Annotated in this window: 12 protein-coding genes; 5 read left to right on the forward strand and 7 right to left on the reverse strand. The window is 67.6% G+C overall.

Going from position 1 to position 13731, the window contains the following annotated elements; all coding sequences use genetic code 11:
* Positions 1-114: 114 nt before the first annotated feature.
* From trpS to sdhC, 7 genes are all read right to left on the reverse strand, one after another.
* The gene (gene trpS / locus CEP17_RS13165; protein WP_083867881.1) at positions 115-1119 is read right to left on the reverse strand and encodes a tryptophan--tRNA ligase; all 1005 of its coding nucleotides are present in this window, start codon (positions 1117-1119) and stop codon (positions 115-117) included.
* A 67-nt stretch (positions 1120-1186) separates the two neighbouring features.
* A complete protein-coding gene (locus tag CEP17_RS13170) occupies positions 1187-2020 on the reverse strand; it encodes an exodeoxyribonuclease III (protein WP_112932560.1) in 834 nt (277 codons plus the stop codon).
* Between the two features lie 49 nt (positions 2021-2069).
* Positions 2070-3257: a YihY/virulence factor BrkB family protein gene (locus CEP17_RS13175; RefSeq protein WP_112932561.1), complete on the reverse strand. Its 1188-nt coding sequence runs from the start codon at positions 3255-3257 to the stop codon at positions 2070-2072.
* A gap of 77 nt (positions 3258-3334) precedes the next feature.
* Positions 3335-4108 carry a succinate dehydrogenase iron-sulfur subunit gene (locus tag CEP17_RS13180; RefSeq protein ID WP_005048113.1) on the reverse strand — a complete coding sequence of 258 codons (774 nt, stop codon included), beginning with the start codon at positions 4106-4108 and terminating at the stop codon, positions 3335-3337.
* The gene (sdhA, locus tag CEP17_RS13185) at positions 4108-5937 is read right to left on the reverse strand and encodes a succinate dehydrogenase flavoprotein subunit (protein ID WP_112932562.1); all 1830 of its coding nucleotides are present in this window, start codon (positions 5935-5937) and stop codon (positions 4108-4110) included. The genes CEP17_RS13180 and sdhA overlap by 1 nt, the downstream gene beginning before the upstream one ends.
* Before the next feature lie 51 nt (positions 5938-5988).
* Positions 5989-6459, reverse strand: coding sequence for a succinate dehydrogenase hydrophobic membrane anchor subunit (locus CEP17_RS13190; protein WP_039412770.1), 471 nt, complete (start codon positions 6457-6459; stop codon positions 5989-5991).
* A complete protein-coding gene (gene sdhC / locus CEP17_RS13195; RefSeq protein WP_005048122.1) occupies positions 6459-6893 on the reverse strand; it encodes a succinate dehydrogenase, cytochrome b556 subunit in 435 nt (144 codons plus the stop codon). Before sdhC ends, CEP17_RS13190 begins: the two co-directional genes overlap by 1 nt.
* 238 nt (positions 6894-7131) lie before the next feature.
* Between sdhC and CEP17_RS13200 the strand changes: the two genes are divergently transcribed.
* From CEP17_RS13200 to CEP17_RS13220, 5 genes are all read left to right on the forward strand, one after another.
* The gene (locus tag CEP17_RS13200; RefSeq protein WP_039412764.1) at positions 7132-8247 is read left to right on the forward strand and encodes a mannose-1-phosphate guanylyltransferase; all 1116 of its coding nucleotides are present in this window, start codon (positions 7132-7134) and stop codon (positions 8245-8247) included.
* A 162-nt stretch (positions 8248-8409) separates the two neighbouring features.
* Complete coding sequence (locus tag CEP17_RS13205; RefSeq protein WP_112932563.1) at positions 8410-9534, forward strand: BMP family ABC transporter substrate-binding protein; 1125 nt, start codon at positions 8410-8412, stop codon at positions 9532-9534.
* Between the two features lie 89 nt (positions 9535-9623).
* Positions 9624-11138, forward strand: a complete 1515-nt coding sequence (locus CEP17_RS13210) for an ABC transporter ATP-binding protein (RefSeq protein WP_112932564.1) — start codon at positions 9624-9626, stop codon at positions 11136-11138.
* A 23-nt stretch (positions 11139-11161) separates the two neighbouring features.
* Positions 11162-12445 carry an ABC transporter permease gene (locus tag CEP17_RS13215; RefSeq protein WP_231477024.1) on the forward strand — a complete coding sequence of 428 codons (1284 nt, stop codon included), beginning with the start codon at positions 11162-11164 and terminating at the stop codon, positions 12443-12445.
* The gene (locus CEP17_RS13220) at positions 12442-13725 is read left to right on the forward strand and encodes an ABC transporter permease (protein ID WP_112932565.1); all 1284 of its coding nucleotides are present in this window, start codon (positions 12442-12444) and stop codon (positions 13723-13725) included. Before CEP17_RS13215 ends, CEP17_RS13220 begins: the two co-directional genes overlap by 4 nt.
* The last annotated feature ends 6 nt before the right edge of the window (positions 13726-13731 follow it).

Here is a 13731-nt window from a genome sequence, read left to right on the forward strand (position 1 = left end):
CCTGAGCTCGTCGCCGGGTGGCATTCCGGGGCGGGATGCCGCGATGAGGCGGAGTTGTGCGCGGCCGGCGCCCGCGGCAACAGCAGTTCCCGCGGCAGCAGCGCCCCCGAGGGATCAGCCGCGGCGGAGCAGTCCGACCTTCGCGTACACGTCGGCGAGGGTCGCATCGGCGACCTCGGCGGCGCGGTCGGCGTTGGCGGCGAGCACCCGGTCGAGCTCGGCCGGGTCGGACAGCAGGTCGAGCGCCCGGGCACGCACCGGCCCGAACTCGTTCACGACCACCTCCGCGAGACCCTTCTTGAAGTCACCGTAGCCGCGGCCCGCGTACTCGTCCTCGATCGAGGGGATCTGACGTCCCGTCAGGGCCGCGTAGATCACCAGCAGGTTGGACACCCCGGGCTTGTTCTCCTTGTCGTAGCGGACCACGCCCTCGCTGTCGGTGACGGCGCGCATGATCTTCTTGGCCGACACGGCCGGGTCATCCAGCATCCACAGCACGCCGGCATCCGACTCGGCCGACTTGCTCATCTTGGCGGTGGGGTTCTGCAGGTCGTAGATGCGGGCCGTCTCCTGCTGGATCACCGGCATGGGCATGCGGAAGGTCTGGCCGTAGCGGGAGTTGAAGCGCTCTGCGAGGTCGCGCGTGAGTTCGACGTGCTGCTTCTGATCGTCGCCGACCGGGACGATGTCGGTCTGATAGAGCAGGATGTCAGCGGCCATCAGCACCGGGTACGTGAACAGACCGACGTTCGTCTGGTCGGCGCCGTACCGCGCAGACTTGTCTTTGAACTGCGTCATGCGGTTCGCCTCACCGAATCCGGTGATGGTCGAGAGCACCCAGGCGAGCTCGGCGTGGGCGCGCACGTGCGACTGCACGTACAGCGTCGACTTCGACGGTTCGATGCCGGCGGCGATGTACTGCGCCGCCGTGCGCCGGGTCTTCTCCCGCAGCTCCGCCGGATCGTTCGGCTGGGTCAGAGCGTGCAGATCGACGACGGAGAAGAAGGCCTCGTACTCCTCCTGCAGGTCACGCCACTGCAGCAGGGCCCCGATGTAGTTGCCGATCTGGAGGGAGTCGGCGGAGGGCTGCATTCCGGAGTAGAGGCGGGGCCTGGTCATCGTCCCAGTCTAGAGAACGGATGCCGGTGCCCTGCCGTCCGCCGGCGCGACAGCTCCGCCGGACAGCTCAGAACGTGTAGTCGGCCACCACGGGCGCGTGATCGCTCCACCGTGTGTCCCACGAGGGTGCGCGCACGACGCGATAGTCGACGACGCGCGCGGCCAACGCCGGAGAGGCGAGGTGGTAGTCGATCCGCCAACCGGTGTCGGTGTCGAACGCCTTGCCGCGGTTCGACCACCACGAGTAGGGGCCGTCGACCTCGCCCGCCCACCGGCGTCCCACGTCGACCCAGCCGAGCCCCGTGCCGGTGGTGCCGTCCGTGCCGACGACCTCTTCGCCTTCGGGGCCGGTGAAGCGGTCGAAGTACGCGCGCTCACGGGGCAGGAAGCCCGCCTTCTTGACGTTGCCCCGCCAATTGCGGATGTCGAGTTCGCGGTGGCCCACGTTGAGGTCGCCCGTGATGAGGGCCAACTCGCCGAGCTTCGGCATCCGGGATTCCATCGCGTCGAGGAACGCGTATTTGGCCACCTGCTTCTCGGTGTCGGCTTCGCCGGTGTGGACATACGCGCTGACGATCGTCACCTTCTCGCCGGCGACGTCGATGTCGGCTTCGACCCAACGTCCGCGGGAATCGAGGGTGTCGTCGCCGAGTTCGATGCGCCAGATGTCGATCGGCTCGCGAGCCGCGATCGCGACACCGGCGCGACCCTTCGCCAGCGCTTCGTCGTTGACGATGTGCCACCCGGGCAGAGCGTCGGCGAGGTGCGTCGCCTCGCCGCGCACCTCCTGCAGAGTCAGCACGTCGACGTCGGCCGTCTCGAGCCACGGGAGCATGCCCTTCCGGGCGGCGGCACGGATGCCGTTGACGTTGACGGAGGCGACGCGCAGGTTTCGGGGCACCCGTCAACCCTAACGAGCGCCGCCGACACGCGACGCGGGTCCGCGGCCCTCAGCCGAGGAGGCCGCGCGGGGGCGGGGGAGCGTCGGCCTCGACCCGCGCGAGGTCGTCTTCGGCGCGCCGGAGCTCACGCGTCTCGTGCCAACGCCGCCACCAGGGTGCGTCGGCGCGCGCGAGGTGGGCGTCGCGCACGCGTACCCGCGCGGCGATCAGCAATGCGGCGTGCTCGCGACGCCGCTGCTCGTCCGCCGACAACTGCGCGATGGGCACGTCCGCGTCCTGCGCCGTGAGGGCGACCCATGACGCCGCGACGAGGATCACGATGCCGACCAAACGGAACCAGAGCAGGAATCCGACGAAGACCGAGAAGGTCGCCAGCAGCGGGTTGGAGGGGGAGTAGGAGAGGAGGATTCCAGCCCCGTACTGGAGGACCACCATCGCGGCGCCGCCGAGTGCGGCGCCGGGGAGGATCAGCCGCCACCGTAACGAGGTTCCGGTGAGGAAGCGGATCAGCGCCCCGATGGCAGCGGTGTTGATCGCGAAGGCGACCGCCCCCGAGGCGATGCGGCCCGTCACCCACACCCAGTTCGAGTAGCCGGGCCACTGGAACAGCTGGAACAGCAGTTCGATCGCACCCGCAGCGACGCTGGCGAGGATCGCGCCGATTACCAGTGCCAGTCCGAACAGGGCGGCCGCGAAGAAGTCCCTGGCCTTCAACAACACGTAACTGCGGGTGTCGAACGGCAACCCGAAGATGTCGCGCACGGCGCGCCGGGTGAACGTGACGAAGCCGATCGCCGTCCACAGCGCGGCGATGAACGCCACGGCACCCGTGACAGCGAGCACACTCGCCGACTCCTGCGCGATCTGCGCGACGTCGGCTTCGCTCACCAGCCCCTGGCCATCCTCGCGCCCGATGAGGCCCGGGATGTAGAGGTTGAGGATATGGATGAGTCCGGCGATGGCCTGAGCGCTGCCCCCGAGCCAGATGCCGACGATCGCGAAGCCGAAGTAGATCACGGCGAAGATCGCGAACAGGGACTGGTAGCTGATCGCCGCGGCGAGCAGGAACCCGTTGGCGCGCAGGAAATGACGCCATACGCGGATCGGGAACCACCCGAGCGTCTTGCGCGTGATCTCCGTCGCGCGCTCGATCGGCTCGTCCAGGCGCTCCCGCAGGGGCGACTGCTCCCAGCGCGCACGCCACGCGGCATCCGCGCGTTCCGACGAATCCGTCACCAGATCAGCGTAGCGAGAGCGGATGCCGGGGCCGTTACGGTCCCGGCATCCGCTCTGCTGGTCGGTGGTCGGCGGACTCAGCGACCGCCGCGCATGACGGCCTGCTTGACCTCGGCGATCGCCTTGGTGACCTCGATGCCGCGGGGGCAGGCCTCGGTGCAGTTGAAGGTCGTGCGGCAGCGCCACACGCCTTCCTTGTCGTTGAGGATGTCCAGGCGCGTGGTCGCCGCGTCATCGCGCGAGTCGAAGATGAACCGGTGCGCGTTGACGATCGCGGCGGGGCCGAAGTACTGGCCGTCGGTCCAGAACACCGGGCACGACGAGGTGCACGCGGCGCACAGGATGCACTTGGTGGTGTCGTCGAAGATCTCGCGGTCGACGATCGACTGGATGCGCTCCTTGCCGGCCTCGGGCTTGCTGTTGGCGATGAGGAACGGCTGCACCTCGCGGTACGACGCGAAGAACGGCTCCATGTCGACGACGAGGTCCTTCTCCAGCGGCAGACCCTTGATCGCCTCGACGTAGATCGGCTTCGAGATGTCGAGGTCCTTGATCAGCGTCTTGCAGGCCAGGCGGTTGCGGCCGTTGATGCGCATCGCGTCGGAGCCGCAGATGCCGTGGGCGCACGACCGACGGAAGGTCAGGGAGCCGTCGACCTCCCACTTGATCTTGTGCAGGGCGTCCAGCACGCGATCGGTGGGGTACATCTCGACGTCGTAGTCGACCCAGCGCGGCTCGCTGTCGGTCTCCGGGTCGAAACGGCGGATGATGAAGGTGACGAGGTACGACTGGATCGGGGCCTCACCGGTCGTCTCGGCGACGACGTCCTGCTCGACGATGGCGGTCGACATCAGTACTTCCTCTCCATCGGTGGGTAGTTGAATTCGCCCTTGTCGTTCTTGGTGAACACGACGGGCTTCCAGTCCAGCTTGATGTGATCCTCGGGGTCGGGCGAGTGCGGGTCGCCGGTGAGGTAGGCCATCGTGTGCTGCATGTACTGCTCGTCGTTGCGGTCGGGGTAGTCCTCGCGCATGTGTCCGCCGCGGCTCTCGCGACGGTTGCGGGCGGCGTACGCGACGATCTCGGCAAGGTCGAGAAGGAAGCCGAGCTCGACGGCCTCGAGCAGATCGGTGTTGAAGCGCTTGCCCTTGTCGTCGATGTGCACGTTCTTGAAGCGCTGGCGCAGGTCGTGGATGGTGCCCATGACGTTGGTCAGGGTCTCCTCGGTGCGGAAGACCTGGGCGTTGGCGTCCATCTCCTCCTGCAGCGTCTTGCGGAGCACCGCGACGCGCTCGGTGCCGGTGTTGCTTCGCAGACCCTCGAGCATCTCGCGGACCTCCTTGGCGGGGTCCTCGGGCAGCGGCACGAAATCAGCGGTCTGCACGTACTGGACGGCGTTGCGACCGCTGCGCTTTCCGAAGACGTTGATGTCCAGCAGCGAGTTGGTGCCGAGGCGGTTCGCGCCGTGCACCGAGACGCACGCGCATTCACCGGCGGCGTAGAGGCCGGGCACGACGGTGTCGTTGTTCTGCAGCACCTCGCCGTTGTTGTTGGTCGGGATGCCGCCCATCGCGTAGTGAGCCGTCGGCATCACCGGCACCGGTTCGGTGACGGGGTCGACGCCGAGGTACGTCCGCGCGAACTCGGTGATGTCGGGGAGCTTGGTCTCCAGGACCTCGGCGCCCAGGTGGGTGCAGTCGAGGTAGACGTAGTCCTTGTGGGGGCCGGCGCCGCGACCTTCCAGCACCTCCTTGACCATGCAGCGGGCGACGATGTCGCGCGGAGCGAGGTCTTTGATGGTGGGGGCGTAGCGCTCCATGAACCGCTCGCCGGAGGCGTTGCGCAGGATCGCTCCCTCACCGCGGGCGCCCTCGGTGAGCAGGATGCCGAGGCCGGCAAGCCCTGTCGGGTGGAACTGGAAGAACTCGATGTCCTCGAGGGGCAGACCCTTGCGCCAGACGATGCCGACACCGTCGCCGGTGAGGGTGTGCGCGTTGGAGGTCGTCTTGTAGATCTTGCCGAAACCGCCCGTGGCGAAGATGACCGCCTTGGAATGGAAGACGTGCAGATCGCCCGTCGCCAGTTCGTAGGCGACGACACCGGCGACCTGCGTGTTGCCGTCGGCGTCCTTCACGGTGATCAGATCGAGCGCGTAGTACTCGTTGAAGAAGTTGATGCCGAGCTTCACGCAGTTCTGGAACAGCGTCTGCAGGATCATGTGGCCGGTGCGGTCGGCCGCGTAGCACGCACGGCGCACCGGGGTCTTGCCGTGGTCGGCGGTGTGGCCGCCGAAACGGCGCTGATCGATCTTGCCCTCGGGGGTGCGGTTGAAGGGCAGGCCCATGTTCTCGAGGTCGATGACGGCGTCGATCGCCTCGCGGGCGAGGATCTCCGCGGCATCCTGGTCGACGAGGTAGTCGCCGCCCTTGACGGTGTCGAAGGTGTGCCACTCCCAGGAGTCCTCTTCGACGTTCGCGAGCGCCGCCGCCATTCCGCCCTGCGCCGCGCCGGTGTGCGACCGGGTCGGATAGAGCTTCGTGATCACGGCGGTGCGGGCGCCCGGACCCGCCTCGATCGCGGCGCGCATGCCGGCGCCACCGGCGCCCACGATGACGATGTCGAACTCGTGGTAGTAGACGCCGTCCTTGAGTACGGCCTCGGGATGCTGCTGGGTAGTCACGTCAGGAATGCCTTGTCTTCTTCGTCGTCGTGAGCGTCGTGGTGCGCGCGCTCAGCGCGCGGCGCACATCTGGATGAGCCAGTCCGTCGTTGAGTTCTCCACGCCCAGGCACGGGTCGAAGGTGAAGACGACGAGGGTGCCGAGCACGATCAGGAAGCCTGCGGCGATCCACAGGGCCCACACGAGCACCTTGCGGGTGGTCGCGCCGACGACGTAGTCGTTGACGATCGTGCGCATGCCGTTCGCGCCGTGGATGAGGGCGAGCCAGAGCATCAGCACGTCCCAGACCTGCCAGAACGGGCTCGCGAACTTGCCGGCGACGAAGGCGAAGTCGATGCCGTGGATGCCCTCGCCGAGCATCAGGTTCACGAAGAGGTGCCCGAAGATCAGCACGACCAGCAGCACGCCGGAGGCGCGCATGTAGATCCAGCCGATCTTCTCGAGGTTGGCCCCCTTCTTGCGCACCTGCGGGGCGCGGGGCGCGGGGATGGTCTGGTCGTTGCTCGGGGTGAGGGTGGACATCAGTGACCGCCTCCGATGTTGGACAGCACGATGGGGATGTGGCGTGCGGCGAATCCGCCCACGGTCACGACCCACAGGCCCAGCACGCCCCACCACAGCTGACGCTGGTGGCGGGTCGCCCACGGCCACAGGTCGACCGCGATGATGCGCAGGCCGTTGAAGGCGTGGTAGACGATGGCCGCGACCAGAGCGACCTCGCCGAAGCCCATGATCGGGTTCTTGTACGTGCCGATGACCGCGTCGTACGCCTCGGGGGAGAGGCGGATCAGTGCCGTGTCGAGCACGTGCACGAGCAGGAAGAAGAAGATGGCGACGCCGGTGATGCGGTGCAGCACCCAGGACCACATGCCCTCGTTGCCGCGGTAGAGCGTTCCGCGCGGCGTCTTGGACGTGGTCTGAGCTACCGACGGTGTGACGCGTGCTGGTGCAGACACGGTCGTCCTCCCTTGGTGTGAACGGACACCTCGGTACGGCGGGGGCTGACATCGGCCCCGGGGTTCACAACGGCACTGGACCCTCGGCGTCGCACACGGGCGCAGTCATATCCTAAGTCGGCGTTCGAGAGCAGGGCGACGAAGGCGAGCCTAAGTTCTCTCGATATCGAGAGATTCGGAACGAAACGGCCTTCTTGACGAAATCGGTCCGTCACGTGCGGCCCGGTACCCTGGCGGCATGGCCGATCCGATCGACGACTTCTACGCCGTGATTCCCGCCGGGGGTGTCGGCAGCCGCCTGTGGCCGCTGTCGCGCGCCGACGCGCCCAAGTTCCTTCACGACCTCACCGGATCGGGGCACTCCCTCCTGCGCGACACCTGGGACCGCCTCGCACCGCTGTCCGGGCCCGACCGCATCGCCGTCGTCACGGGACGTGCCCACCGGGCCGCCGTGGAAGAGCAGCTTCCCGGCATCCCCGACCGCAACGTGTTCCTCGAATCCGAGCCGCGCGACTCGGCGGCCGCGATCGGCCTGGCCGCCGCGATCCTGCACCGCCGCGAGCCCGACGTCATCATCGGATCGTTCGCGGCCGACCACGTGATCCGCGGCACGCGGGTGTTCGAGTTCGCCGTCCGAGATGCGGTGGAGGTGGCGCGCGAGGGCTACATCTGCACCGTCGGCATCTCGCCGTCCGAGCCCGCGGTCGGTTTCGGCTACATCAAACGCGGCGGCGAGCTCATCGTCGAGGGCGCGCGGGACGCCTCGCTGGTCGAGCGTTTCGTCGAGAAGCCCGACCTCGAGACGGCGAAGCAGTACCTCGCCGACCGCGACTATCTCTGGAACGCCGGCATGTTCATCTCTCGCGCCGACGTGCTGCTTGCGGAGATCGAGGCCAACAACCCTGAACTGCATGCGGGACTCATCGAACTCGCCGAGGCGTGGGACGACCGCGATCGCCGTGGTCCCGCGGTCGACCGTATCTGGCCCAAGCTGCCGAAGATCGCGATCGACTACGTGGTGGCCGAGCCGGCCGCCGAGAAGGGGCGCCTGGCCGTGGTGCCCGGCCACTTCGACTGGGACGACGTCGGTGATTTCGCCAGTCTCGCCAAGCTCAACAGCGGTGGGCGCAAGAACGACCTCGCCATTCTCGGCGAGAACGCCCGCATCCTCTCCGATGCGGCCAGCGGCATCGTCGTCAGCCACACGAAGAGGGTCATCAGCTTGATCGGCGTGAAGGACATCGTGGTCGTGGATACTCCCGACGCGCTTCTGGTCACCACGAGCGAACACGCCCAGCGCGTGAAGGGCGTCGTCGACGCGCTGAAGCTCACCGGCCGCGGCGACGTGCTCTGATCACGAGCCACCGGGCAGGATGCCGCGTTCGTGTCGGCTTGATTGCGTCTTTGTAACCTTTCGCCCGCACCCGGGTGTGCAGCGTGCAAATCCCACGTCACAGTAGGTAACTTCGATCCGTGCGCCCGCGAAATCCGCGGGTCTATCAATGTGGAGGCTGCATTGACCATCTCGACCACCAAGAAGCTCGCCGGCATCACAGCTGCCGCGGGGCTCATCATCGCCCTCGCCGGTTGTGGCTCGGCCCCGACCCCCGCAGGCTCCGGCTCGGCCGCTGCCGGCGGCACCGTCGTGGACGGCTTCAAGCCCTGCCTGGTCTCGGACAACGGCGGCTTCAACGACAAGTCGTTCAACGAGTCGGCCAAGAACGGCATGGACAAGGCTGCCGCGGAGCTGGGCGTGAAGCCCCTCGAGGTGGAGTCGAAGTCCGACAACGACTACAAGCCCAACATGGACGCACTGCTGTCGGGTGGCTGCACGTTCATCGTGTCGGTCGGCTTCAAGCTCTCCGCCGCGACGGTGGAAGCCGCCAAGGCCAACCCCAATGTCAACTTCGCCATCATCGACGACTCCGCCGACACCGACCAGGACGGCAAGACCGACGCTCCGAACATCAAGCCGCTCCTCTTCGACACGGCTCAGGCTGCGTACCTCGGCGGCTACGCCGCCGCCGCGTGGTCGCAGGCATCCGGCGTGAACAAGGTCGGCACCTTCGGCGGCATGCAGATCCCGCCGGTGACCATCTTCATGGACGGCTTCGTCGAGGGCGTCAAGAAGTACGACGCCGACAAGGGCGCGAACGTCCAGTCGTTCGGCTGGGACGCGGCTTCGCAGAAGGGCTCGTTCACGGGTGACTTCAAGGCGAACGACACGGCCAAGCAGACCGCGCAGGGCATCCTCGACCAGGGTGTCGACGTGATCCTGCCCGTCGGTGGCCCGATCTACCTGTCGGCCAGCGCCGCCATCAAGGACAGCGGCAAGAACACCGTCATGCTCGGTGTCGACTCCGACCTCGCCGTCGCCGACCCCTCGGTCGCCGACCAGATCCTCGTCTCCGTCATGAAGCGCATCGACACCGCGGTGTACACCGCCGTGGCGCAGGCGTCGCAGGGCAAGTTCGACGGCACGCCGTACGTCGGCACGCTGGAGAACGACGGCGTCGGCCTCTCGTCGTTCCACGACTACGAGAGCAAGCTGCCGGCCGGTCTGCAGGACGAGCTGAAGGCGCTGCAGGCGAAGATCGTCAGCGGCGAGATCAAGGTCACCTCGCCCAGCTCGCCCAAGTAATCCACGAGCACGAGAGCGGGGCGTTTCGCCGGCCGGCGAAACGCCCCGCTCTCTTCTCGTGCCCGACCTCTCTGGATAGGGTCACACGTATGAAGCTTGAGTTGCGTGGCATCACGAAGCGGTTCGGATCGCTCGTCGCCAACGACCACATCGACATCGTCGTCGAACCGGGGCAGATCCATGCCCTGCTGGGTGAGAACGGTGCCGGAAAGTCCACCCTGATGAACGTTCTCTACGGTCTCTACCGGGCCGACGAGGGGCAGATCCTGCTCGACGACGTCGTCCAGGATTTCCGCGGTCCGGGAGACGCGATGGCCGCCGGCATCGGCATGGTGCACCAGCACTTCATGCTCATCCCGGTCTTCACGGTCGCCGAGAACGTCATGCTCGGTCATGAGCAGACCGGCGTCATGGGATCCCTCGACCTCGCCGCCGCGCGGGCGCACGTGCGCGCCGTCGCCGCGCGTTTCGGGTTCGACGTCGATCCCGATGCCCTCGTCGGCGATCTGCCGGTCGGCGTGCAGCAGCGCGTCGAGATCATCAAGGCGCTCTCGCGCGATGCCAAGGTCCTCGTCTTCGACGAGCCCACCGCCGTGCTCACCCCGCAAGAGACCGATGAGCTCATGTCGATCATGAAGCAGCTGCGGGATGAGGGCACGGCGATCGTGTTCATCACGCACAAGCTGCGCGAGGTGCGCGCCGTCGCCGACCGCATCACCGTCATCCGTCTCGGCAAGGTGGTCGGCGAGGCCGAACCCACCGCATCCAACACCGAACTCGCCTCGATGATGGTCGGTCGACCGGTCGAGCTGACCGTCCAGAAGAACCCTCCGCAGATCGGCTCGGGCGGCCTCGAGGTCAGGGACCTCCGCGTCATCGGCGCCGATGGCGTCGTCCTCGTCGACGACATCAGCTTCGACGTCCGTCCCGGCGAGGTCCTCGCCGTCGCCGGTGTGCAGGGCAACGGCCAGACCGAGCTCGCCGAGGCGATCATGGGTCTGAGCTCGCACACGACCGGATCGATCCGCTTGGACGGTGCCGAACTGCTCGGCCGCAGCGTCAACCAGGTCCTGGCCAGCGGCGTCGGCTTCGTGCCCGAGGACCGCGGTGAGGATGGCCTCGTCGGAGCCTTCTCGGTCGCCGAGAACCTCATCCTCGACCGCTCCGACGACCCGGGCTTCTCCCGCTGGGGGACCATTCGGCGCGGCATCCTCGACGACTTCGCCAAGGAGCGCATCGCCGAGTTCGACATCCGCACGCAAGGCCCCGGCCAGGCGGCGGGTTCGCTCTCCGGCGGTAACCAGCAGAAGGTCGTGATCGCGCGCGAGCTCAGTCGCAGCCTCAAGCTCTTCCTCGCCTCCCAGCCGACGCGCGGTGTGGACGTGGGCTCGATCGAGTTCATCCACAAGCGCATCGTCGAGACGCGCGATGCGGGCATTCCCGTCGTCGTCGTCTCCACCGAGCTCGATGAGGTCGTTGCGCTCGCCGACCGCATCCTCGTGATGTACCGCGGGCGCATCGTGGGCATCGTGCCGGCGGACACGCCGCGTGATGTCCTCGGCCTGATGATGGCCGGCGAGAACCCGACGGAGGATGCCGCGTGAGCACCACGACCGAACCCGCCCCCCTGGCACCCGGCGCGGCGGTACCCCCTCCGCCGACGGCGAACCGCGTCATGACCGAGATCCTGCGCGGCAATGTCGTGACCACGATCCTGGCCGTCGTGCTGGCGCTGATCGTCGGCGGCGTGCTCATCGCCGTGACCAACCCGGAGGTGCAGGCGGCATCCGGATACTTCTTCGCGCGCCCCGGTGACACGCTCTCGGCCGCCTGGACCGCCGTCGCCGGCGCCTACGCCGCACTGTTCACGGGCTCGGTCATCAACCCGAACGCCCCCGACTTCCTGAGCGCGATCCGCCCGCTTGCGAACACCCTCGGGTTTGCGACACCTCTCATCGCGGCGGCTCTGGGCATCGCCGTCGCCTTCCGGGTGGGACTGTTCAACATCGGTGCCCGCGGCCAGATGCTCATCGCGTGTGCCGCCGCGGCGCTGGTGACCTTCCAACTGGATCTGCCCGCGATCATCCAGGTGCCGCTCACGCTCGTGGTCGGCATCATCGGCGGTGCGCTGTGGGGCGGGCTGGTGGGTCTGCTCAAAGCGCGCACCGGCGCGCACGAGGTGATCCTGACGATCATGCTCAACTACATCGCGTTCTACCTGGTGTCGTGGATGGTGCGTGTGCCCGAGCTGCTCCAGAAGCCGGACAACATCCAGCCGATCAGCCGGCCCACGCCGGAGAGCGCGCGTTTTCCCCTGCTGTTCGGCGAACAGTTCAACCAGCTCAACTGGGGCTTCGTGATCGTCATCGTCGCGACGCTGTTCGTGTGGTGGCTCGTTGAGCGCTCCAGCCTCGGCTTCCGCATGCGCGCCGTCGGCGAGAACCCGCACGCGGCCCGCGCCGCGGGCATCAGCGTTCCCCGTGTCTACATCTACGCGATGCTGTTCGCCGGCGGCCTGGCCGGTATCGCGGGCATGTGCCAGATCCAGGGCACGGTCACGAGCGGCTTCGACGGCGGTATCGACGCCGGTATCGGCTTCAACGCCATCACCGTCGCCCTCCTCGGACGCAGCCGTGCGTGGGGCACGTTCTGGGCCGGCATCCTGTTCGGCGCGCTCAAGGCGGGCTCGTTCCCGATGCAGGCGCTGCAGCAGATCCCGGTCGACATCGTTCTCGTCGTCCAGTCGCTGATCGTGCTGTTCATCGCCGCTCCGCCTCTGATCCGCACGATCTTCTTCCTTCCCAAGACCGACGCCGAGCGCTCGCCGCGTTCGCGTGCCCGCCTCGCGCGGCGCCGCGCCCGCGGCAACGGATCGGATGCCGGCAACGACCAGAAGGCGGTGGCAGCATGACCGCGCCGGTGATCGCTCCCGAGATCGGTGAGCCGACCGTCGTCCAGGTGCGCGCGATGAAGGTGCCGATCACCCTCCTGGTGCTCGCCGGACTCCTCGGCATCCTGTTCCTTCTCGCTCCCCGCGACGGCGTCACCACGTATCGACTCGCCGAAGCCGGGGCGGCGATCGCCCTGGGCGACGTGAGCATTCCGGCGCTGCCCGTGGTGTGGGCGTCGTGGGCGATCGCGACGGCGCTCGCCGTCGTCTCCGTCGTCGCCGCCCGCCGGTACCGCCCGGTCGGGCTCTGGCTGCCGATCGTCTACGCCGTGCTCGCCATGGTCGCGTTCCTGACGTGGGCCGGTGCCGGCGCGTCCGGCGCCATCACTCTGGTCGGGCTGCTCGGCGGCTCGATCTCGCTCGCGGTGCCGTTGGTCTTCGGCGCCCTCGGCGGTGTCATCGGTGAACGGGTCGGCGTGGTCAACGTCGCGATCGAAGGGCAGTTCCTGCTCGGCGCGTTCACGGCGACCGTCCTTTCCAGCATCACGCAGAACCCGTTCGTCGGGCTCGTCGGTGCGATGCTCGGCGGTGTCGTCGTCGCCTTCGCCCTGGCCGCGTTCTCGATCAAGTACATCGTCGACCAGGTGATCGTCGGCGTCGTGCTGAACGTCTTCGTGTCAGGCCTCACCGGCTTCCTCTACGGCGTCATGCTCGCCCCCAACACGCAGACGCTCAACAGCCCGGCGCGGTTCGACCTCATCAAGATCCCGATCCTCGGCGACATCCCCGTCATCGGTCCGGCCCTGTTCAACCAGACCTTCCTCGTCTACTTCATGATCGTCGTCGTCATCGTCGTGACGTGGGGGCTCTACCGCACGCGCTGGGGCCTGCGTCTGCGGGCGGTCGGCGAGCACCCGCAGGCGGCGGACACCGTCGGCATCAAGGTCAACCCGACACGATTCTGGAACGTGCTGCTGGCCGGCGCGATCGCCGGCATGGGTGGCGCGTACTTCACCCTCGTCTCGGTGCCGCAGTTCACGAAGGACATGACGGCGGGGCTCGGCTATATCGCCCTCGCCGCCGTGATCTTCGGCCGTTGGGATCCGGTGCGGGCGACGCTCGCCGCGCTGCTGTTCGGATTCGCCACCAACCTGCAGAACCTGCTGACCGTGCTGAAGACGCCGATCCCCAGCGAGTTCATGCTCATGCTGCCGTACGTCGTCACGATCCTCGCGGTGGTCGGATTCGCCGGCCAGATCCGGGGACCCGCGGCATCCGGCAAGCCCTATATCAAGGAGTGACCTCTT

This window comes from Microbacterium sp. PM5, from assembly GCF_003293595.1.
GTDB lineage: Bacteria > Actinomycetota > Actinomycetes > Actinomycetales > Microbacteriaceae > Microbacterium.